This window comes from Streptomyces sp. NPDC004609 (assembly GCF_042873655.1).
In the GTDB taxonomy this organism is placed as follows: Bacteria; Actinomycetota; Actinomycetes; order Streptomycetales; family Streptomycetaceae; genus Streptomyces.
This window is the reverse complement of the sequence record NZ_JBIALS010000056.1, coordinates 1-20,287: the sequence shown is the minus strand read 5'-3', so window position 1 is coordinate 20,287 and position 20,287 is coordinate 1. Positions and strand designations below refer to the sequence as shown.

General features: G+C 68.4%; 17 protein-coding genes and 6 pseudogenes. 11 read left to right on the top strand and 12 right to left on the bottom strand.

Annotated features, from left to right (window positions below):
- Positions 1–201: 201 nt before the first annotated feature.
- Positions 202–426, bottom strand: coding sequence for a hypothetical protein (locus ACFYT4_RS33890; protein ID WP_389278000.1), 225 nt, complete (start codon positions 424–426; stop codon positions 202–204).
- A 77-nt stretch (positions 427–503) separates the two neighbouring features.
- Positions 504–1,217 (bottom strand): annotated as a pseudogene (locus tag ACFYT4_RS33885) (amidohydrolase family protein); the annotation flags it as partial.
- A gap of 163 nt (positions 1,218–1,380) precedes the next feature.
- Here ACFYT4_RS33885 and ACFYT4_RS33880 point away from each other — a divergent pair.
- Both ACFYT4_RS33880 and ACFYT4_RS33875 read left to right on the top strand, forming a co-directional pair.
- On the top strand, positions 1,381–1,959 hold the full coding sequence (locus ACFYT4_RS33880; RefSeq protein ID WP_389277997.1) for a hypothetical protein: 579 nt from the start codon (positions 1,381–1,383) through the stop codon (positions 1,957–1,959).
- A 219-nt stretch (positions 1,960–2,178) separates the two neighbouring features.
- Complete coding sequence (locus ACFYT4_RS33875; protein WP_389277994.1) at positions 2,179–2,526, top strand: VOC family protein; 348 nt, start codon at positions 2,179–2,181, stop codon at positions 2,524–2,526.
- A gap of 432 nt (positions 2,527–2,958) precedes the next feature.
- Here the strand turns inward: ACFYT4_RS33875 and ACFYT4_RS33870 are convergent.
- The 3 genes and pseudogenes from ACFYT4_RS33870 to ACFYT4_RS33860 form a co-directional block, all read right to left on the bottom strand.
- Positions 2,959–3,075, bottom strand: a pseudogene (locus tag ACFYT4_RS33870) (IS5/IS1182 family transposase); the annotation flags it as partial.
- 393 nt (positions 3,076–3,468) lie between these two features.
- Positions 3,469–4,191 carry a VOC family protein gene (locus ACFYT4_RS33865; protein WP_389277991.1) on the bottom strand — a complete coding sequence of 241 codons (723 nt, stop codon included), beginning with the start codon at positions 4,189–4,191 and terminating at the stop codon, positions 3,469–3,471.
- A 129-nt stretch (positions 4,192–4,320) separates the two neighbouring features.
- Positions 4,321–4,938 (bottom strand): TOPRIM nucleotidyl transferase/hydrolase domain-containing protein, encoded by a 618-nt coding sequence (locus tag ACFYT4_RS33860; RefSeq protein WP_389277988.1) that lies wholly within the window; start codon positions 4,936–4,938, stop codon positions 4,321–4,323.
- 251 nt (positions 4,939–5,189) lie between these two features.
- Here ACFYT4_RS33860 and ACFYT4_RS33855 point away from each other — a divergent pair.
- Positions 5,190–5,775, top strand: a pseudogene (locus tag ACFYT4_RS33855) (transposase); the annotation flags it as partial.
- Positions 5,776–6,291: 516 nt separating this feature from the next.
- Here the strand turns inward: ACFYT4_RS33855 and ACFYT4_RS33850 are convergent.
- From ACFYT4_RS33850 to ACFYT4_RS33840, 3 genes and pseudogenes are all read right to left on the bottom strand, one after another.
- Entirely contained in the window at positions 6,292–6,714 is a 423-nt protein-coding gene (locus ACFYT4_RS33850; protein WP_389277985.1) for a YcxB family protein, read from the bottom strand.
- The gene (locus tag ACFYT4_RS33845) at positions 6,711–6,866 is read right to left on the bottom strand and encodes a hypothetical protein (RefSeq protein ID WP_389277982.1); all 156 of its coding nucleotides are present in this window, start codon (positions 6,864–6,866) and stop codon (positions 6,711–6,713) included. Before ACFYT4_RS33845 ends, ACFYT4_RS33850 begins: the two co-directional genes overlap by 4 nt.
- 39 nt (positions 6,867–6,905) lie before the next feature.
- Positions 6,906–7,172 (bottom strand): annotated as a pseudogene (locus tag ACFYT4_RS33840) (transposase); the annotation flags it as partial.
- Between ACFYT4_RS33840 and ACFYT4_RS33835 the strand changes: the two are divergent.
- Positions 7,139–7,275: pseudogene (locus ACFYT4_RS33835) on the top strand (RacP protein); the annotation flags it as partial. The pseudogenes ACFYT4_RS33840 and ACFYT4_RS33835 sit on opposite strands and share 34 nt — an antisense overlap.
- Here the strand turns inward: ACFYT4_RS33835 and ACFYT4_RS33830 are convergent.
- Together ACFYT4_RS33830 and ACFYT4_RS33825 are read right to left on the bottom strand one after the other, a co-directional pair.
- Positions 7,243–8,157: a hypothetical protein gene (locus tag ACFYT4_RS33830; RefSeq protein WP_389277979.1), complete on the bottom strand. Its 915-nt coding sequence runs from the start codon at positions 8,155–8,157 to the stop codon at positions 7,243–7,245. The pseudogene ACFYT4_RS33835 and the gene ACFYT4_RS33830 sit on opposite strands and share 33 nt — an antisense overlap.
- Before the next feature lie 321 nt (positions 8,158–8,478).
- On the bottom strand, positions 8,479–9,483 hold the full coding sequence (locus ACFYT4_RS33825; protein WP_389277976.1) for a prolyl oligopeptidase family serine peptidase: 1,005 nt from the start codon (positions 9,481–9,483) through the stop codon (positions 8,479–8,481).
- A 515-nt stretch (positions 9,484–9,998) separates the two neighbouring features.
- Between ACFYT4_RS33825 and ACFYT4_RS33820 the strand changes: the two genes are divergently transcribed.
- Together ACFYT4_RS33820 and ACFYT4_RS33815 are read left to right on the top strand one after the other, a co-directional pair.
- Positions 9,999–10,700 (top strand): TetR/AcrR family transcriptional regulator, encoded by a 702-nt coding sequence (locus ACFYT4_RS33820; RefSeq protein WP_389277974.1) that lies wholly within the window; start codon positions 9,999–10,001, stop codon positions 10,698–10,700.
- 1,059 nt (positions 10,701–11,759) lie between these two features.
- Complete coding sequence (locus tag ACFYT4_RS33815) at positions 11,760–12,854, top strand: endonuclease/exonuclease/phosphatase family protein (protein WP_389277972.1); 1,095 nt, start codon at positions 11,760–11,762, stop codon at positions 12,852–12,854.
- Between the two features lie 219 nt (positions 12,855–13,073).
- Here ACFYT4_RS33815 and ACFYT4_RS33810 read toward each other — a convergent pair whose 3' ends face one another.
- Positions 13,074–13,361, bottom strand: a complete 288-nt coding sequence (locus tag ACFYT4_RS33810; RefSeq protein WP_389278046.1) for a hypothetical protein — start codon at positions 13,359–13,361, stop codon at positions 13,074–13,076.
- 620 nt (positions 13,362–13,981) lie between these two features.
- Here ACFYT4_RS33810 and ACFYT4_RS33805 point away from each other — a divergent pair.
- Positions 13,982–14,284 (top strand): annotated as a pseudogene (locus tag ACFYT4_RS33805) (DUF664 domain-containing protein); the annotation flags it as partial.
- An 11-nt stretch (positions 14,285–14,295) separates the two neighbouring features.
- On the opposite strand, the gene ACFYT4_RS33800 reads toward ACFYT4_RS33805, so the two are convergent.
- Entirely contained in the window at positions 14,296–15,249 is a 954-nt protein-coding gene (locus ACFYT4_RS33800; RefSeq protein ID WP_389277969.1) for an IS481 family transposase, read from the bottom strand.
- A gap of 378 nt (positions 15,250–15,627) precedes the next feature.
- Between ACFYT4_RS33800 and ACFYT4_RS33795 the strand changes: the two genes are divergently transcribed.
- From ACFYT4_RS33795 to ACFYT4_RS33780, 4 genes are all read left to right on the top strand, one after another.
- Positions 15,628–16,137, top strand: a complete 510-nt coding sequence (locus ACFYT4_RS33795) for a hypothetical protein (RefSeq protein ID WP_389277967.1) — start codon at positions 15,628–15,630, stop codon at positions 16,135–16,137.
- Positions 16,138–16,468: 331 nt separating this feature from the next.
- Positions 16,469–16,660 carry a hypothetical protein gene (locus ACFYT4_RS33790; RefSeq protein WP_389277964.1) on the top strand — a complete coding sequence of 64 codons (192 nt, stop codon included), beginning with the start codon at positions 16,469–16,471 and terminating at the stop codon, positions 16,658–16,660.
- An 816-nt stretch (positions 16,661–17,476) separates the two neighbouring features.
- Entirely contained in the window at positions 17,477–18,820 is a 1,344-nt protein-coding gene (locus ACFYT4_RS33785) for a serine/threonine-protein kinase (protein ID WP_389277961.1), read from the top strand.
- A gap of 384 nt (positions 18,821–19,204) precedes the next feature.
- Positions 19,205–20,233 (top strand): TniB family NTP-binding protein, encoded by a 1,029-nt coding sequence (locus ACFYT4_RS33780; RefSeq protein WP_389277957.1) that lies wholly within the window; start codon positions 19,205–19,207, stop codon positions 20,231–20,233.
- The last annotated feature ends 54 nt before the right edge of the window (positions 20,234–20,287 follow it).

Below are 20,287 nucleotides of genomic sequence, written 5' to 3'. Positions count from 1 at the left end.
GGGCCCCAGCAAACGGCCGGGGCCCGCCAGACCGCCATCCGCAATAGCCGGGCCACCTCGCCGCCGTACCCGCGCCCCGAAACGACCACCGCCGCCTGCCCGGTACAGCCCGGCCGGCGAACACCGGCCTTCCCCACCCCCGCGAGAACCAAGAGTCGCTGTCTGCAGGCCCGGCCCACGACGACCGGCTACCGGACCCGCTCACCTGCCATACCGGCACTTGCCCCCTTCCCCGGCACCGGTCAGACGCCGACCCGGGCGACAGCGGCGCGGAACCATCAGGGCCACCGAGCCACGCTGTACGGGCACCGGGCCCGGATCGCCCCACACCTTGTGCAGCGCGGCGCTCATGCGGTCGTTCATGGCGTCGTCGATGATGGCCTGGTGCTCCTCGGGCACCCCGCGCACGTCCTGGACGACGACCACGGTCGAGACGGTGTGGCTGTGCGGTGATCGCGCCGGAAGACCTCCGGTGCCCGTAAACGGAGGGCGGACCGCTGGGTTCAGAGGAAGTAGAGCCGGTTGAGGGAGATCGACTCCGCCGGTCCGGAGCGGATCGGATCTCCGTCGAGGGTGACCAGTCCGGTCCGGCCGTCCACACCCACATCGCCGATCCGGGAGTTGAGGCGGAGGTCGGCCGGCCCGATCCCGCGGGTGCCGCGGACGGCGACCCGGCGGCGGCGCGTCGGCATGAGGTCCGCGCCCAGGTCCACGGCGGCGCGGGCGACGAAGGCCACCGAGAGATCGGCGGGTGTGGCGCCGTACGCCCCGAACTGCGGCCCCAGGACGAGCGGTTCACAGGTGTCCGTGGCCGCGTTGGGGTCGCCCGTCACTCCGTAGGCCGGGAAGCCCGACTTCAGTACGAGCTGGGGCTTCGCGCCGAAGAACCGCGGCTGCCACAGCACGATGTCGGCCAGCTTGCCGACCTCCAGGGAGCCGATCTCGTGCGCGAGGCCGTGGGCGACGGCGGGGTTGATCGTCAGCTTGGCGAGATAGCGCAGGACACGTCCGTTGTCGTCGTGGGGCCCGTCGCCGTCCAGGGGGCCCAGCTCGGCCTTCATCTTCCCGGCCATGGCGAAGGTACGGCGTACGGTCTCGCCCGCCCGGCCCATGCCCTGGGCGTCGGACGAGGTGATCCCGATCGCCCCGAGGTCGTGCAGGACGTCCTCCGCCCCCATCGTCCCGGCGCGGATGCGGTCCCGTGCCATCGCGGCGTCGTGGGCACCCAGATGGCACGAGCCGGGTCAACAGTTCGGGAAGGCGGCCCGCAGGGTGGTTAGCCCGATGGCCGCGGTGCGGGCTTCGGGACTCCCGGAGGTGTACGGCAGCGGCGGTCGGGTGGGTGAGTGCGCCACGTCCACGGGTCCGTATCAGCGGGAGGTGGAGGCGCATCTGGGTCTGGTGGACGGGCGTCAGTCGGTCACGGACTGTGAGGCGATCCGGGCGTTCCAGGTGAAGCACGAGATCGAGCCGGCGGAGGGGGACACGGGGTTGTACCCAAGGCACCACGCTTCGCTCGACGCGGATCGTCGTCCGGTCACCGCGCTGCCCGGCCCGGACACGGGCGAGCCGTGTGAGGACACCTTCGCCCTGGAGGCCCTCGGACGCGTCCTGGTGACCTCCCTGCGGACCTGGGCGCAGGCCGGACCGGACGCGGCGGAGGACATCGCCCGCGCCGTCATCGACTTCACCGCGCAGATCCTCACCGACGACCACGAGGACGTCGCCGACATCCCGCGCCAGCTGGAGGCGGTCGGCGTGAGGCAGGCCCTCGATGCGCACACCCCGCACCGGCCGGTGCGCACCACCGCCAGACGATGCACCGCACCGCGCGCACCACCGCACCGCGCATCACAGGGCGCGCCACCGCACTGCACCAGGTGCGCGCCATGCGGCGGCGGGTCCTATATCACACAGCCCCTTGACCGCGACCTGATCGACGACCGATACCAGGGCTGACAAGGGGAAACATGCCCTGGTCCAGTCGAGGATCCGCGGTTTCGTGAGCAATACCGCGTGATCACGGGCAGCGTCTGAGCAAATCCAGGTGATCATAAGCAGTAGTGACGTTCAGTAATGACGACTGCAATCCGATGAGTCTTGCTCGCTGTTGGGGTCTGACTTCCAACACGCCAGGCCGTCTGGCCAAATTTGATCTTGAGGGAGTAGGAGTCTGTCGTGGCTGTAGGGATTTTCGCCGGGATTGCAGTGCGTAATTACGAGAGCGCACTGGAGTGGTACAAGCAGCTGCTGGGCTCGGATCCAACGTTCTGCCCCAACGACGTCGAAGCGGTGTGGCAGCTGGCTGAGGACCGGTATGTGTACATCATCGAAGACGCGGAACGTGCTGGCGGTGCGGTGAGCATGATCTGGGTGGACGACCCCGGTTCCGAAGTTGCACGGCTCGCTGAGCGAGGGCTCGAACCGGTGGAGGTGGAGCACCACGGCAACGTCTGCAAGTGGGTGTTTCGCGACCCCGACGGCAACGAGACGGGGATCGGTGGTGAGGTCCAGCCGTCGAAGTAATCCCCCTGTTGGCCCCCATCCCGAGGGCCGAGTCCGGGAACCGCTACTCGCGGTGACCGCCAAGGACATCCCGGCGTGGAGCTCTCCTCATGATCAGCCAACACAGGCACTGCTCACCACGCGCGGATTCCGGCGCTTCCGCAGGAGCCTGCGCTCACGAAACCGCGGCCCCCACATCCAGGAACGACGCGCGCCCGTCGAAACCTGGTCAGAGGGTCGGTCGGCGGTGCGGGATATCGGGTGCGGCGCACTGGGGCGCGCGAGAGTGCCGGGCATCATCGGGTGGTTCACACCGGGTGCGGTGGCGGACATCGCGGTGCGCAGCAGAGTGAGCCTCCGTCAACTTGAAATCGCAGGTCAAAGGGCTGGTGTGACCGGTCCTCGGGGCACTCGTGCTGGTCGTGGTCGAGAGTCCGTGGAGAAGATCATCCGTCAGCGGTTGACTTCGAGGTTCGTTAGGACGAGCAGAGCGCGCAGGAGTTGGGGGGCGTGGGCGGGATCGGTACGGAGCTTGGCGAGGATCCGCCAGTTCTTGAGGTGGGCGAAGCCGTGCTCGACCGGTGCACGCCCGACGGCGAGGACGCGGTTGGCGTCCTTCTGGCGCGGGTTTGAAGAGCACTTCGATCACCGAAAGGTTGAGCTGGGCGGGTGCGCTCGGCCCTACGGCACCCCTTGTCAGCATGAACACGCTTGTTTGTGATGTCCCATGCTCAACATCAACCCCAAGATGCTGTCTCGCCTTGACGAGATCGAGACCGGTCTCCTGGATCGCCGGGACCGCGCCGAGCAGGAGGGCTGGCTCGGTGAGATCGAGGGGATCGACCTCACCTCACCTTCCTCCGTCAGAAACGCGAAGAGAGCCAGCGGCTGGCTCGCATCGCGCCGGTCGACCTCGGCATGCCGGGTCTCCGGCCCGCAGGGTCGTGAGCCCCGCTCCGGGGCTTATCGGGGGGTCAGCACACAGAACTCGTGACCGTCGGGGTCGGCCATCACCACCCAGTTCACGTCCCCTTGGCCGATGTCGATGCGCGTTGCCCCGAGGGAGACGAGCCGGTCGACCTCCGTCTGCTGGTCACTGCCGGCCGGTGGAGCGAGGTCGAAGTGCAGCCGTTCCTTCCCCGTCTTCGGCATCACGGGTGGACCACCCCACGTGACCTTCGGACCACCGTGCGGTGAGCGGATCGCGGTCTCCTGGTCCTGGTCCCAGACCAATGGCCAGCCCAGCGCTCGGCTCCAGAAGTACCCGGTCTCCTGCGAACCATCGCCCGCCAGCGCGCCGATGAATCCGCACTCGGCGAGGAAGCTGTTGCCCGGCTCGGTGACACAGAACTCATTGCCCTCGGGGTCGGCGAGCACCACATGCCCCTCCTCCGGGCGTTGGCCGATGTCGATCTGCCGGGCGCCGAGTTGGAGCGCCCTCTCCACCACCTGCTTCTGGTCGTCGAGGGACGTGCTCGTCAGATCGAAGTGCATGTGGTTCTGGCCTGTCTTCCGCTCCTGGGTCGGGAGGAAGCGGAGCCGGAACCCGGTGTCATCGCTGGGAAGCAGTGTGATGCCGTCGGAAGTGTCATCGGACGTCTCCCAGCAGAGAAAGTCCGCCCAGAAACGCGCGAGACGGAGCGGGTCGTGCGCATCGAAGCAGAGCGCGTGCAGGTGAGAAGTCATCCGTAGGTCTCCCGGTAGGGGCAGGCGGGTCGTGCTGGAGCCTGCCCGTCCGTTGCCACCCGGTCAACTGATTAAGCCCCGTGCCCGTCTGCTGTCGATCACGCTCGAAACGGCAGTCCGTCTACGACTTCACAGGCTCGCGAGGAGGCCGTCGAGCGGGGCCGGTGTCCGGTCCGGTGCGAGGGCCTCCACAAGGAGACGGCCGTAGCGGATCTTGCGGCCCTTCTTCGTGCCGAGGAAGCGCCGCACCTGCTGATGCCGGCGCCGGTCGCGCTGTGCGGGCTGGCGCTGGAAGGTCTGCCAGGCGCGGAAGTCGCCCTCGGCGCGGAGGATCTCCTCGACTTCTGCCGTGCCGAGCGCGCGGATGAGTTCGTCCTCCAGATCCGCGGTGCATACATAGATGCCCTGGAGCGGTGCCTGGGCCCGCGTCAGGCCGCGCTCGTAGAAGCCCTGTTCGCCCTCGTCGCAGAGTCCTGTCAGGCGCAGACCGAGGCCGGGTGGCCCGAGGAGACCGGCATAGCGGCCGACGCTCATCGCCCCGCCCATCGGCACGACACACACTCCCTCGGCGGCCAGGTCCCGGCCACGTCGGGCGGCCAGCGCCTCGACGGCCGCGAGATCGCTCAGCCCTTCCAGGAGTACCGCGGTCCGTGCCCCCAGGCTTTCCGCCAGATCGCGCGCCGGCCCGCCGGGACCGCCCGTCGCCCAGCTGGTGACCGCATCCTGGAACGCCCTCATGTCCGCCATAGGGCGAGTCTGCACGTCCACCCGTGGCACGGCACGGGATTATTCGACGGCCTCAGGAGCTGCGACGGTCCTCAGGCCCGGTTAGCACCACCTCAAAGCGGAGTGTTCTACACGGTTGCGTCCTGGGAAGTGGTGTACGGGTTCCCACCCGTTCCGGGGGTTTGTTCCGGCGTCGGGGTGAGTGCCCGGATATGAGAACGGCCACCGGCTGATCTTTCAAGACGACCAAGTCTTTGAAGGAGATCAGCACGATGACCGCACCGGACAGTCTGCCCCTGCACACCCTCGCGGAAGACAATCTCGCCTGGGGGTCCCCCCGCTTGCGGGGGAGAGTCCCGATCTGCTGCGCGCGATGATCAAACGTTCGCCGACGCACTCATGTCCGCCGAGGCCGATGCCTTGTGCGGCGCCGAGTACGGGCAGGTCAGCGAAGAACGCGTCAACCACCGCAACGGCTATCGCCCGCGCGAGTGGGACACCCGCGCAGGGACCGTCGAACTCGCCGTCCCCAAGCTCCGGACCGGCAGCTACTTCCCGCACTGGCTCCTCGAACGCCGCCGGCGGGCCGAACAGGCCCTGATCTCGGTGGTGGCCACTGCCTACCTGCTCGGTGTCTCCACCCGCCGGGTCGAGAAGCTCGCCGAGTCCCTCGGCGTCACCCAGCTGTCGAAGTCCCAGGTCCCCGCGATGGCGAAGCACCTGGACGAGCAGGTCACCGCCTTCCGCAACCGTCCCCTGGACGCCGGACCCTACTCATTCGTCTGGGCCGATGCCCTGACCCAGAAAGTCCGCGAGGGCGGCCGGATCATCAACGTCCACGCCCTGGTCGCGGCCGGGGGAATGCTGCCCGGCGGCCGCAGCTGCGACTGCGGCCTATGCCACCCGGCTCCCCTCCCGCTCCCGTTCCTGCTCGCGCTGTCGTTCGTGTCGTTGCCGCTCGTCGCGTTCGCGGTGGCCGGCTTCGGTTTTGCGGTGAATCAGCGCGGCCGCCAACGGCTCGGGACGGGTGCGGCCGAAGCGGGTCCACACCGGCCCGTGGGGGCCGTGTTCCCACAGGAGCGCGAGGGTGGTTGTGACGACCGGGACGACATCGCCGTACTCGCGCCAGCCGTCCTCCTCCCCCGCCCCCGAGACGTATCCCTGGTAGCTGGTCCAGGGCACTGCCCAGTCCTCGCGGGCAGCGTCGCGGACCGCGTCGATCCGCCGCTGGAGCACCGGTTCGGAGACGTCCTCGGCGAACACGAAGGTCAGGGGCGGGTGGCGGATCAGGTCCGGAGCGGGCCACAGGATCGACCACGTGGGGATGTCCCGGCCCCGCGGACCAGTTATCTGTCGCGGGGTGTCGCCGCCTGATCAGCCGCTGGACGGAAGCGGTTCGAGATGCCGCGCGATGACCGCCCGTATCCCGTCGACGGCCGCTCCACCGCGCAGTCCGCGCTTCGGCAGCAGGGCCATTCCGCCCACCTTGTCGCCGATGACCAGAATGAAGAGGTTCGCCGTCTCGATGTAGTGGCGGAACGACGCCCAGGGGATCGTGGTCTCCACGAGTGCCGTGGCGGCATGCACGCCGTTGTCGTCCGCCCGCATGGTGTACTCACCCTGGGAACGCGCGTACCTCGTCATCTGTCGCACTCGGTACAGCTGGTTCACCCACCCGCCCACGAGACTCCCCAATACTGGGCACAGGGCTGCGGCCACCAGCACGGTCACACCCTTGGGCGCCGCGAGCATCAGCAGAGCCACGAGAACGGCCGCCGTGATCAGCCCGGCGATCAATGGAAGACGCCACCGGTGTGCGGGAAACCAGACCGTGCGCGCAGGGCCTCGGCCATGTCGGCCCGGGTCGGCAGATAGGCCAGCTCGACACCGCCCGACACCGGTGCCGCCTCCCGCTCCTCGTTCTCCATGGAGCGGGATCGTAGCGGCATCGACGGACCGCCTTGGCCAGGGCCCCCGACCCCCGTGCATCACCCCGTCGGTGGCAATGACACGAGCCGCCACCAGCAGATGAGTGCGCATCCGAGGGTGAGAAAGGCTACGTAAATGTCGTCGCGGATCTCCCACCGGATTCGCAGGCGGCGGAACCCGTGCAGATGGGCGAAGGCGCGTTCCACGACCCAGCGTTGGGTGCCCAGTCCGGAGCCATGCTCGGTGCCGCGGCGGGCGATCACGGGTTTCACGCCGAGTTGGTGAGTAGGCGATGCCCCGCGCCGCCCGGCGCAGATCACTGGCGGCACAGCGGCACGCGGACACCGTCCGGTTCGTGCTCTTCGAGGCCGGCCGGTCTGGCTTTCCCGCAGATGGTCAGGGCCAGCGAGCTGTCACCAGCTCTTCGTCGGTGGCGGGCCGCAGCGTCAGCAGGATGTGCCGGGCCCCGGTCAGATCGGCCCGGTTTCCGTAGATGGTCACCGTGTGGACCAGGCCGTCGCGGCGCAGCACCAGTTCGTGGCGTGCAGCGTCGCCGCCGTACGCCACCAGCTGGCGGCCTTCGCCGTCGTCCGTACACCGGATCGGATCGCCGGAGGCAACGGGACAGCCGCGTGCGTCGCGGCGCCGGGTGTCGGCGCCGGTGCGCTCCACGCCGAGGTGGAGATCCGGTGAGCCGGGCCGGGTGTAGGTGACTCCGAACCTCTGCTCGGTCGCCCCGGCGGTGTGGAGTGCGTAGCCGGTCGGTGGTTCGCCGACGCGCAGCAGGGCGCGGTCCACACGGTTGTCGGCGATCCATTCGTCGGGGGTGGGCGGCTGGGCGGCCTGCCAGGAGGCGTAGCCGCCGCTGGCGGCGAGGGCGGCCGCGGTGGCGAGGGCGGCCAGCCGGGTCCGGGTTCCCGGGAGGAAGAACGCGGCGGCGAGCGCGTAGCAGACACCTCCCGAGAAATACAGTGCCGCTAGGCCGTTCCCCTCATCGTTGACCCGGTGGTGTATCACTACGGCTCCGATGGCGCCTGCCGTTCCGAGTCCGTAGACCGCCGCTGCCCATCCCCACAGACCCCACGCCCGGCGGGTGAGCGGCACGATGGAGCGTGCGGAGAGCGCGTAGCCCGCGAGGAGGGGCACCGCGAAGAGCGTCACCGCGACGAGGGCGGCCACGGGCGGACCGGCGTTGCCGGCGAAGACTTCGGTGATCACCGCGACGAACTGGACGCCGGTGATCAGGCAGCCGACTGCCCCGACCCCTACGAGATGGGCGAGTGCGGGTACCACTTTCTTCTTGCGGACCATGCTCCATCAGCACGCAGATGGGGACGCCACGGTTCCCCGGCCGGGACAACCCGTGGTCGCGGGCGCCCCGGCAACCGTCACACTCCGGCTCACGAGAGCCGTCCCCGGGCGGAGTCCGGGCCGCACGGCCGTGGCGCAGCACCGTCTCATCAGGCCCGACGCGTGTCGGCGGGAGGGGGTCCCGGGCCGTGATCGACGCGGTCTTCGGCCCGCGCACCAGCGGTGAGACCACCCCGAGCTGATTCGGCTTCCACGCCCGTCGAGGAGTCCTGCCTGCTGTCGCCGAAGACCCCTGCACAAGCAGGGCGGGCCCTCAGATGGCTAACCGGTGTGGCTGGCGAGAAAGTCCGTGATGTAGCCCATGGTCTCCTCGGTGGACCAGGGGAGGACGCTCTCGCTGTCCTCGGAGGCCGTTGCGGCGGGTCCGAAGGCCATGTCTCCGTGGCCCGCACCAGTGAGCACCACTCGCTGGGCGTCGATGCCCTGTTCCGTGAGGGAGTTGAAGAGGCTGAGCGTCTGGCTGGGTGAGACGAGCGGGTCGGCGCTGCCGTGCATGAGGAGGAAGGGTGCGGTGGCGGAAGTGATGTGGGTGGCGGGATCGGCTGCGGCGACCTGGCTGGTGTACTCCTCGGTCGACTTCGTGGTGCCAGGGCCGTAGACCCACTGGGCGGCGGCGTTGCCGGCGGCGTAGTTGGTGTCCTTGGCGGCCTGGTCGTAGTCGTCCGCGATCTTCGAGAGGTTGGCCGGGCCGAACTCGTCGATGACGCCTTGGACGTCGCTGCTCTGGTCGAGGTTGTCCCCGGCGTCGTAGGTGTCGTCGCCGTTGGTGCCCCCCGCCATGGAAGCAAGGTAGCCGCCGGCCGACTGGCCCCAGACGAAGACCTGATCGGTGTCGATGTTGTAGGTATCGGCGTTGGCGCGCAGATAGCGGATCGCCGACTTCACATCCGTCAGGGCGTCTGCATAGGTGGCGCCGTCAACGGTGGTGCGGTACTGGATGCTGGCGACGACGTAGCCCTGATTGGTCACATAGGTGCGCTGGTCGAGGTTGCCGGTGCGCTCGGCGCGCTGCCAGCCGCCACCGGTGATGTACACGACCAGGGGCCTGGCCTCGGAGGGCTCCTTGGGCGTCTGGATGTCGAGCTTGAGCTCCGTCTGGGTGCCGTCGGTGGTCGGCGTGGAGTAGGTAATGTCGTTGACCGTCGTGACCGCCGAGGTGTCGCAGGTGATGGCGGCACCCTGCGGGTCGATGACAGTACTGGTGCTGTTGTCGGTCTCCTTGATCGTGGTCGCCTGGCCGAGGCTCTGAGCTCCGTCAGCTGGCATGCCGCTCGGCATGCCACTGCCCTGGGGCGCGGCCATCTCCGCGGTCGGGCACGACGGCGGCGACGCCGTGGATGGCGAGGCGGCGGACCCGTCCGAGGAGTCGTCGGCGCTACAAGCGGTCAGTGCGAGCGCGGTCACCAGAGTGACAGCGAGGAGAGCGGGGCCCTTCGCCCGCCGTCGCGACGGTCGCCGTCCTTGTGTCGCATCGGGTCCGGTGGCCTTGTCGTGATGTGGAAGCACAGTTTCTCCCGTGGGTCGTCTCAGGGCAGCCCAAATAAACGGAGATAGAATCTCCTCTTCTGGGGCTCACTGTACACGAAACGGAGATGACACCTCCGGTTCCTTTGATGGCGTGCGGGGCACAGCCGTACAATCAGCCGGGTCGCCTCCCGCACTCCCGTGAAAGCGAGATCCGCCACATGGCACCGCCCCGCACAGCAGGTGAATCAGGTGAACCAGGCGGATCCGCCGAGCCGGGCGAAACCGGCGGAAGCGGCGCGCCGGCCCGGCCCCGAATGCGGCGTGACGCCGAACTGAACCGGCGCAGGCTCATCGCCGCGGCGCGCGAGGTGTTCCGTGACCGCGGCCTGGGCGCGACCCTGGACGAGATCGCCCGTCACGCCGGGGTCGGCGTGGGGACCGCGTACCGCCACTTCCCCAACAAGCAGGCGGTGATCGATGCGGTCTTCAAGGACATGTTCATCCGGATCGAGGAAGCCACCCGTGAAGGTGCCGCGGATCCCGACGCCTGGCGCGGACTGACGACCGGCCTGGAACGCATCGCAGAACTCCAGGCCCTGGACCGTGGACTGCGAGAGGTCCTCTTTCACACCGACCGGACCGCGTCCGTCGAGTTGCGGGCCCGGGAGCAGCTCCGACAGCATCTCGACCTCACCGTCGAGCGGGCGAAGCGGCAGGGGACCCTCAGGGCCGACGCCGAGCCCTGGGACATGCTGATGATCCAGCAGATGCTGGCCGCGGTCACGGACGCCACGACCCAGCCCGGCCTGTGGCGGCGCTACCTGAGGCTGTTCCTCGACGGACTGCGCACCCGTCCCGAGGGCACCGAGCCCCTGCCGTGCGCGGACTTCGGCGCATACATGGCCTCTCCGGGGCCCGGCGGCAGCACACACAGAGGCCCTTCGCAGCGAGAGGCCCCGGCAGGCGGACCTGAGCGGAGGCTCCGCGGCGAGGGGTCCGATACCGCGGAGCAGTGAGCCACCTGCACCCCGGTTCCACCCGCGCGAAGGCGCCTCCGGGCGGAACCGGCGTCACGGCGGGCTCGGCCGCGGCACTGTCCCGCAGTACGCCGGGCCCAGCCGTGCAGGCCCGCTGTGACGCGGAGCCTCGCCCGCCCCGCGTCACGGACTCCGCAATTGCCGGTGCGCCCGACCGGGGCGGAAGCGGACCATGGGCCACCGCCCACCCGCCCGTATCCGTATACAACCGGGCACCAGTACCCCATTGCCCTGGTCCACCCCCGCTCCGCAGGGCGGAAGGGCGCTGCGCCCGGGTGTGAGGGGTGGGGAGTTCTAGCGGCGGGGGTTTCGGATGGGCAGTCCGGAGGGGGTGCGGCCTGCATCAGGGCGGGGGGCTGTGGGCCGCCCCAGCTGTGGGTGAGTTTGCTGGTACGCATGCGAGGTCCGTGAGTGAAGCGGGAGTCGAGCTCGTAGGTGACGGCGGGCCTCGGGGGGCGGGCCGGTCGAAGGCTGTGTGGAGACGGACGGTGGGAGCTGGGGGTGTTGGTTCGTTCCAGGCCGGGCCGTGCTGAGAAGAGGCAGGGCGGCGACTGCTCCCTGTTCGAAGGAATCGACGCGAAGCTTGCCCAAACCGGCATGCACGCTGACCTCGAAGATCTCTTCCCAGGAGTCGTCGGCGTGGGGCGGCGCTGAGGTCACAAGGCGACTTTGCGCGGGCGGGCCGAGCTGCTGGGTGTGCGACGGCGGGGCCGTCGCCGGGGTGGGCTGTGGCCGGGGGCCGTGGGCAACGGCACCGTCCCGGATGCCGTCCTCGAGCTTGGCGGCCATCTTGGCGGCGGCCTCGAACGAGGCGCGGTCTGCTCCACCGCCGCGATGTCTTCGAAGCTCCAGGCCCGGACCGCCCGTGCGCTGTCCACCGGTAGCACGGCGATGACGTTACCCACAGCTGTTGATTATTCAACATCTGACGTTGCGCCTGGGTTCATGTGTCATGCACGAGAGGCCTCAACACTTTCTCCCAGCCCGTGTCGAATCGTGATCGGGCCATGGATGCATGGCAATGACTGGAGGTCGTTGATGGTCAAGCGTCGCGAGCTGCTCGGGATGGTCGGCGCGACCGTCGGAGCGGGAGTGCTGGCAATGGGCACGGCCGAGGCCGCCCCGCAGGATGAGCGGAAGGACGGCAGGCCCTCGCACCGAAAGCTCAAGGTCATGCAGTTCAATATCTGGCTCGGCGGCAGCCGGGTGCCGGGAGGCCGGGCGGGTATCGCCGACACCGTCGCCGCGGTCGAACCGGACGTGGTGATGCTCAGCGAGTCGAACCCGGAGCGGGTGGCCAATCTCCTGGCCGATCTCGCCGAGCGCGGGCTGACCTACTTCGACAACAAGAACCCGGTCGATCCAGCGGTGATCTCGCGTTACCCGATCATCGAGCACGCGTCGTTCCCGTACTGGTCGAAGGCGGTCGTCTCGGTCGACGGCACCGAGGTCGCGGCTTACTCCGGGCACCTGGAGTACCGCTATTACGTCAACTACCTGCCGCGCGGCTACGGCGGCGGCACGCCGTCGCCCCTGGAGACCTCCGAGTACGGCTGGGGCGAGATCCCGACCGGTCCGATCACCGATGTCGACCTGATCACGCGGCTCAACGCGGCCTCGGGACGCACCAAGGTGACGAGGACGGTGCTCGCGGACGCCGCGAAGGAGCGGGCCAAGGGCCGGCTCACGCTGCTGGCCGGCGACTTCAACGAACCCTCTCACCGGGACTGGAACCATCGGACCCAGCACCTGTTCGACCACAACGGCGCCGTCGTCACGTGGTCGACAACGAAGGCAATCGAGGACGCCGGTTTCCGCGACAGCTATCGCGTGATCCACCCGGACCCCGTCCGCACGCCGGGCTTCACCTGGCCGAGCGACAACACAGGTACCGACGTCGGTCAGCTCACCTGGGCGCCAAAGGCCGACGAGCGGGACCGGATCGACTTCGTCTTCTACCACCCGGACAAGCGGATCCGGCTGCTCGACAGCGTCATCGTCGGGCCGTCCAGCACCATCGTGCGCAGCAAGCGGGTGAAGGAGTCGGGCAGGGACAGATTCTGGGAGCCCACCTGGACCTGGCCGACCGACCACAAGGCCGTACTCAGCACCTTCCGGGTGGCCACGCGCTGAGCAGACTCGTCTCCCGTGGACGGCCGCCGACCCCAGATCGCCACCGCACCAACCTCGCCCCAAGCCGGACACAGCACCGAACCGCGTCTCGCTTCCCGTCTGACTCACCGGGACTCACCTGCAGACGGGCTGGTTCCTGCACGCGCCTTCCTGCGCGCCGGCCGAGACCGACCGGGCGAGGCCGGGCACGGCGGAGCATCGGTGGGCCGCGGCCCTCAGTCAGGCGAGCGCCGTGGGCAGGCTCCGGTTCCAGCAGCCTTTTGCTTCGATGACCACGGTGAACGGCTCGGTGTCGTGGGAGGGGTCGGCTGCCTGGATATGAATGTCGGTGCGGCCTCCTCCGGCGCCCGGGCGGTCTACTTGGACCTCGCGATCGAGGATGATGCGTTGTCCGCCGAGGTGGATCTTGAGCAGGCCCATGACGTGGTCGCTGAAGTCTTCTTCCCATGTCGGCCACATCGCGTTGTAGTCGGCTGCAGCGGCGCGGTTCCATAGCAGGATGGCCATCCCGTTGGGGCCCGAGAGTGCTTCCTGGACGCGGTCGAGCGCCTCCAGGACGACGTCCAGCGCGAGCCGCAGCCGAGTACGGACTCACCGACGCACTGGCCCATCTGGCAGCGAGCCGCGAAGCAGCCGGCGACAGGGAGCACGCCGCAGACCTCTGGGAAACAGCCGACGCGTACGGTCACCCGAAAGCCCTCGCCAACATCGCCCGCCTCCGGTACGAAGCCCACGACATCGAAGGAGCGGCCCGTCCCGCCCTTGATGCACTCGACCGGGGAGACGCCGCCTATTCCCACCCCAGCTCTGACGCCGTATGGGCACGGCTCTGGCCACACGGCATCGAACCGACAGCACCCCCCACAAACCTTCCCCACGAGAGCCTGAGGACGACGTACGGCAGCACCCCCGGCCCCAAGGCCGGGCCGACCGAGTAGCCCCCGTGGCTGTGTCACTTGGTGAGGGAGTCATTTGGAGGCGGTTCCGGGAGTCGCCTCGTATCGCTCAGCAAGATCAATGTCAGTGAGTTTTGATGTCACTGACCCGCCGTGAAAGACGGGCGAGACACGTGTTCGTCGCCAGCGAAGACGGTCGTGGTCCATGGCCGCCGCTGCCAGGGTGTGCTCATGAATACGACACCGGATGGACGGCCGATCCCGCCCGCGCATGCCGACGAGCGCACCATGCTGGAAGCATGGCTGGACTTTCACCGTGCGACTCTCGCCCTGAAGTGTTCGGGCCTGAAAGGTGATCAATTACGGCTTGCTGCGGCGTCACCGTCGTCGATGACGCTGCTCGGTCTCGTTCAGCACATGGCCGAGGTGGAGCGCAACTGGTTCCAGCGTGTGTTCGCAGGTCTGACCATGTCGCCGGTCTTCGGGGAGGGCAACCTCGACGGCTTCGCCCTTCAGCCGGAACGAGGACTCGACGGCCGCGCGAGCTAGCTGTACTGTCCCGTGAGGTTGGGGACGCGGCTGGCGGGTGGTTGGCCTTTGAGTGCGGTGTGTCCTCGGTGGTGATTGTAGGTGTGGAGCCAGCCGGGGTAGGCGTCGCGTCGTTCCTGCTCTGATCGGCAGGGGCGGGCGTAGGCCCACTCCTCCAGCAGGGTGCGGTTGAGGCGTTCGACCTTGCCGTTGGTCTGGGGCCGGTAGGGCCGGGTTCGCTTGTGGGTGATCCCGGCTGCTGCCAGGGTGTCCCGCCAGTCGTGTGAGCGGTAGCAGGAGCCGTTGTCGGTGAGGACGCGTTCGACGGCGATCCCGCAGGCGGTGAAGAAGGCGTGTGCCCGTTTCCAGAAGGCGGTGGCGGTCTCCTTCTTCTCGTCGGTGAGGATCTCGCTGTAGGCGAGGCGGGAGTGGTCGTCGACGGCGGTGTGGATGTAGCTGTAGCCGGCCCTGGAGCGGTTCTTGTGGCCCGCCTGGCGTCCCAGGGCCTTGTGGCCGCCGCCGTCGGGGATGTTGCCGAGTTTCTTGATGTCGACGTGGACGAGTTCGCCCGGGCGGTCGCGTTCGTAGCGGCGTATGACACGGCCGGTGGCCCGGTCCAGATGCGTCAGGCGGGCCAGGCCGAAGCGGACGAGTATCCGGTGGACGGTCAAGGGGACCAGGCCCAGCAGGTGGGCGATGCGGGCCGGTCCCCAGCGGCGCAGGATCCGGACCTTGATGATCCGGCGCTCGGTGCGGGTCGGGGTCCTGCGCGGGCTGCGGTGCGGGCGCGAGGAGCGGTCGGCCATGCCCGCCTCGCCCAGGGCCCGGTAGCGGGCCGCCCACCGCTGAGCCGTCGTGGGTGAGACCTGGAAATGCTCCGCGGCCCGCCGCAGCGGCCAGCCGTCCTCGACGACGCATCGCGCCAGACGAAGCCGTCCGGTCTCGGTCAGCGGTGCATTACGGTGGGGCATGAGGGCCTTCTGTCGTTCGGTGGAGATGTCGCAATCCACACCGAACCCGGAAGGCCCTCACCCATTCAAGACGCCTCAGCCGAGACGTCCATCACCCGTCCACAACCTCCCAGGACAGAACAGCTAGCCCATGTTCCCCGCCACCCTGCGCGACGCACTTCGCGAACCAGGCATCCCTGTCGGGAAAGCCGCACCTCCGCCGTCCGCCGGCTCGTCCTCCAGGCCCCGGCCCCGTCATCGCCCAAGCACTCGGCTACCACGACAAGAGCGCCACTCTCATCGCCACCGAATCCGGAGCCCCCTGGAAAACCACGCACCCGGCAACCGCAATCGATGAAACGATCCGCGCACAACCTCACCGGAGGAGACAACAGCTCGATGCCTGCCGAACGCTCACTCTTGTGCGCACTCAGCGAGTTCGCGCGGCCTTTTGGAAGCCGCGATGGCCAGCGGCCGCGTCCGTTTGACCTCCTCCTTGCGGAAGGCACCGCCCTCGAATCAGCGCGGGCAGTGGTGGAAGAGGTGATTCGGGAGGTGGCACCTGACGCGGCTTCGACGGACATTGATCTCATTTCCGACCTCCCCTGGCCTTCGGGTGCCCAGGCCACCCTCACCGCTATCGCCGGGACAACGGGGGCTCGGGAAGGGGAGACCGCCGTCGTCCTGGACTTGACAGACGAACAACAGCGCGAATGGTTCATCACCCTCGTGCCGCACACCATCTCCGCAGAGATCTGGGGGCCGACGGGATCAGGAGTCTCCTTCTCCGCGAGTGACACCGGATCGGCGATCGGGTGGCAGTTGCCCGCTGAGCGGTGGGAGAGGGTCCGCGCGCGTCTACGGCACCGAGGCGTCGATCCCGACACCGCAGCACAAAGTGCTACCTGAGAACGCCCCTGACAGATACTCACAGGTATGGCAACGAGGGCATCGCACCATCGAGATCCGGGGCCGCGAGACGGCTGCCCTGGTGGCCGCGGAGGAGATCGCGGCGCTCTTCCTCTCCAGCGGTCCCGGCGAACCCCGCCGTACGTCGGGTGACGACGAGGTCCGCGTCCTCGTGCACGCCGACGTCGGCCGGGGGCCGAGGAAGGCGGGATCGGCGACCTCGAGGAAGAGGTGCAGGGGAACTCGTAGATCGCGCCTGTGAAATTCTCCCTCGTGCTCACCCTGGGCCAGTCTCCTGGCCTGTTCTGCCATAAGGGAGGAAGTTCGGGGGATGAACGAGACGGCGGCGAAGTGGAAGCCGACGGAGCACGGGGCCAACATCGGGCGTACGTCGGCGTGGATGGCACACCGCAAGGTGGCTCTCGACGTGCACCGGATACTCAGCGAGGACGACGCCGATCACGCAGTGATATACAGAAGCCGTGGCTGGGTCGTCCGGCGGGCGCTCGACCAGCAGCAGTGAGCCGTCCTCCTTCAGCCGTAGCCCCGAGTTGTAGAGGCAGTCCGTTGCGCTGCCCGCTGCGTCCCCGCCAGCCCGGTCCTCGTGGCCCTCCAGCGTGAGCCCGAGGGCGCACGCAGTTCCGATAGCGTTCGTAGCCCGCCGGGTTGCTGCGTAGGTGAAATCCAGGAACGGTTGTCGACGAGGTCCGAGACCGTACGAGGGCTGGCCGCCCGGCGAACGTTCGCGAGAAGTGAGAACACCCTTCGGTGGCCTCGTGCCGGCCCGGCTGCGGATTACGCCGGTTCCCAGCAGCACGGCCGGGAGCGTCCCGCTCGCGATCGGATCTTTCGGCAGCGAGAGCCCGAAGAACTCCTTGACAACGGCCAGCGCTGCGTGGTGAACCTCTCGTTGGTCCCGCTCCGGGGCCGGGAGGCCGGCGGACGCCAGCCGCTCCTGCAATCGAGCGGCTGTTGCCGGGTCGCCTTCGACCCCAGAGAACAGACGTCCCCGGTTGTTGCAGTCTCAGAACCGAAGACGACTTCGAGCAGGCGCCGCGCGTCTCACAGTTCCGCACCTCGTGGCGGTTGGCGCGACGAACGTGAGCCATCCGCGTTGACGAGGTCCTCAAGCGGCTTTCCCGAGTGCATCATCTCCCGCCGTGCGCAAGTTCGTTGATCATCGGCTGGCGGGAAACGAGACTCCGCCGCCGGGAGTGCCGAGAAGGCGTCCTGACGTGTCCGGGCAGATACTCGAAGACCGCCGTCGATTCCGTGCACGGATCATTCTCATCTGAAAAGATCCATTCCAGGGGATGTTGGCCGATGACGGGGAGTCCCGATGGAAGCTCTACAGCCGAGCGATCCGGATCGAGTGGGCGGTTTCCGGCTGGTGGGCCGGCTGGGCGCCGGTGGCATGGGGCAGGTCTTCCTCGGATACTCCGCAGGTGGTCGGCCCGTAGCCGTGAAGCTGATCCGCCCGGAGTACGGATCGGACGCGGGGTTCCGGCGGAGCTTCGCCCGCGAGGTGAAAGCGGCCAGGCGAGTGGGCGGCTTCTTCACCGCTCAGATCGTCGACGCCGACCCGTACGCGGACCGCCCCTGGCTCGTCAGTGCCTACGTGCCGGGGCCCTCGCTGCATGCGGCGGTCGCCGAGCACGGCGCGCTGCCGGCCAAGGCGCTGCGGGTGCTGGCGGCGGGACTGGCCGAGGGGTTGATCGCCATCCACGACTGCGCCCTGGTCCACCGCGATCTGAAGCCGGGCAACGTCATCCTGGCCGCCGATGGGCCACGGATCATCGATTTCGGTATCGCCCGCGCACTGGAGGCCACCTCTCAGACGGCCACCGGCGTCATTTCCGGAACCCCGGCGTACATGTCCCCGGAACAGGCGCGCGGTGACACCGAGATCAGTCCCGCCAGCGACGTGTTCTCGCTAGGGTCAGTACTGGCCTTCGCCTCAACCGGCACTGCCCCGTTCGGCGATGGGCATCCTGCCGCCGTGCTGTACCGGGTTGTTCAGGAGACTCCCGATCTGTCGCTCGTCGACCACGAGATACGCGGTCTGGTGGCAGCCTGTCTGGCCAAAGAACCGACCGCTCGGCCGGCGATGGCCGAGATCCTGGACACGTTCGCCACAGCGGACGCGAGCGAGGACTGGCTGCCACAACCCCTCACATCCGTGATCAGTAACGTCGAGATCGATGGTGCCGGGATCAGTGACGTCGAGACGCCCGGGACGAGAAAGCAGCGCCGTGGCCTTTCGCGCTTCATCCCCACCTTTCGGCGCGAAACAGTCGACGAACCGCCGACGGTCTCGCATCCCAACGCGATCGAAAGAGGCTGGAACGGCCTGGCGTGGGGAGACACGGTTTCGCAATTCCAGGCGCGGTTCCCCGGTGCCACACAGGAGAACGGCGAGTGGTGGGTCACCGGCCGGGGACCGGAATCGTTCTGCGGGATCGTGATGCCCACGCAGTACGCCTTCAACGATCGTGGCCAGCTGTGCATGGTGGCCTTCTACCCAGAGGCAATGGACCGTGAGCGGCTGCCGGGGGCCTTCCTGCAGACGCTGGGTGCGCCCGACGGCGCGACGACGAAATGGACGAGGGGCGAAGTCGTCGTGGAGGTGAAGGTGGCGAGCGTGGCTGCCAGCATCACGCATCTCGGGTTCGTTGCCCGCTGACGAGACGAAGGCACTGATGGCATCCCTCCTGTCATTGCCGACCGTCGATGGGGCGATTCGTAGTTACTTCAGCCCCGCCCCGGCCGCCGGATTCGGGCTCTACGACGCCTACGAGGAAGCCGACAAGTGGTAAACACTCCACATCCCACTTCGCCGAACCCGAGCAGCACACCAGCCGGCGCGGACGACAGTGGTGCGGCCGAGCCGTCCTGGCCGCTGACCACCTGGCAGGGCTGGCAGCGCTTCGCCACCACCGACCCCGCCAGCCCCGCCCCAGCCCGACGCCCCTCCCCGCAGCACCGAAGAACGCCTCGCCTACCACTCCGGCTTCGTCACCATCCGCACCCCGCCATCAGCGCCCTCGCCACCCAGGTCCGCACCCTGATGATCCTCGGCCGCCACCAGCAGACAACCGCCCGGCCCTCCCTGATCGTCACCGGACCCGCCGCAGCAGGGAAAACAACCGCCCTCCTGAACGTCGGCCGCACCTGCCACCTCGCCCACACCCGCAAAAACCCCGCACCGCCCAGGTCAGCCCACACCGCGGTCCCCATCGCGTACGTCCTCGTCCCGCCCGGTGCCACCGCGAAAACCCTCATCACCGAGTTCGCCCGCTACCTCGGCATCCCCACCACCACCCGCATGACCCAGACCCAGATCACCGACGCCGTCTGCCACACCTACACCACCGCCGGCGTCCAGTTGGTGATGATCGACGAAATCCACCGCCTCAACCCCCGCACCACCACCGGCGCCCAAACCGCCGACCTATTGAAAGACCTCACCGAACGCCTCCCCCCGACCTTCGTCCACGCCGGCATCAACGTCACCGACACACCCCTCTTCACCGGCACCCGCAGCGCCCAACTCGCCGGACGCGCCACGCCACCCTCATCACCTGCAGCCCCCTCCCCGCCCGCCACGGCACCCGCCACCCCTTCCGCAACGTCATCACCGACATCGAAAACAACCCCGACCTCCCACACCACAAACCCGGCACCCTCCCCCGCCACCACACCTACCTCCACCAGCGCACCGCAGGCCGCATCGGATCCCTCACAAGGCTCAACCGCCAAGCCGCCATCACCGCCGTCAGCGCCGGCACCGAACACATCACCAAACGATCACTCGACGCGGTACAACTCCACCACCTCGCCGAAACCCACCACCGCCCCCGCACCCCAACCCGCCAACCCCACCCGCCGAACAGGCAGAACAGCCCTGACCAGCACAAACACCAACCAGGCCTTTACACGCCAGAACTACCCACAACACACCCGGCCTCACTCAGCACAGACGGCACAATCCCAGCTCAAACAGCCTGGCCAGCCCACTCGAACCGCTCAACCGGCCTCTCAACCAATCAGCAACAGGGCCTTGACCCCGAATCCTGAACACGGGTTATGCGGCTGATGCCAGCGTAGTTGGTGGTGCTTCGAGTGTGGCTTCGTAGGTGATGGGGCTGCG

Coding starts and splice junctions, on each gene's coding strand:
- ACFYT4_RS33825 (WP_389277976.1), bottom strand. CDS start 9,483: ATGCCAGCTGACGGAGCTCAGAGCCTCGGCCAGGCGACCACGATCAAG.
- ACFYT4_RS33845 (WP_389277982.1), bottom strand. CDS start 6,866: ATGCCGCTACGATCCCGCTCCATGGAGAACGAGGAGCGGGAGGCGGCA.
- ACFYT4_RS33865 (WP_389277991.1), bottom strand. CDS start 4,191: ATGACTTCTCACCTGCACGCGCTCTGCTTCGATGCGCACGACCCGCTC.
- ACFYT4_RS33790 (WP_389277964.1), top strand. CDS start 16,469: ATGAACGAGACGGCGGCGAAGTGGAAGCCGACGGAGCACGGGGCCAAC.
- ACFYT4_RS33830 (WP_389277979.1), bottom strand. CDS start 8,157: ATGGTCCGCAAGAAGAAAGTGGTACCCGCACTCGCCCATCTCGTAGGG.
- ACFYT4_RS33810 (WP_389278046.1), bottom strand. CDS start 13,361: ATGGCCATCCTGCTATGGAACCGCGCCGCTGCAGCCGACTACAACGCG.
- ACFYT4_RS33780 (WP_389277957.1), top strand. CDS start 19,205: ATGATCCTCGGCCGCCACCAGCAGACAACCGCCCGGCCCTCCCTGATC.
- ACFYT4_RS33815 (WP_389277972.1), top strand. CDS start 11,760: ATGGTCAAGCGTCGCGAGCTGCTCGGGATGGTCGGCGCGACCGTCGGA.
- ACFYT4_RS33800 (WP_389277969.1), bottom strand. CDS start 15,249: ATGCCCCACCGTAATGCACCGCTGACCGAGACCGGACGGCTTCGTCTG.
- ACFYT4_RS33860 (WP_389277988.1), bottom strand. CDS start 4,938: ATGGCGGACATGAGGGCGTTCCAGGATGCGGTCACCAGCTGGGCGACG.
- ACFYT4_RS33785 (WP_389277961.1), top strand. CDS start 17,477: ATGGAAGCTCTACAGCCGAGCGATCCGGATCGAGTGGGCGGTTTCCGG.
- ACFYT4_RS33820 (WP_389277974.1), top strand. CDS start 9,999: ATGCGGCGTGACGCCGAACTGAACCGGCGCAGGCTCATCGCCGCGGCG.
- ACFYT4_RS33795 (WP_389277967.1), top strand. CDS start 15,628: ATGCCTGCCGAACGCTCACTCTTGTGCGCACTCAGCGAGTTCGCGCGG.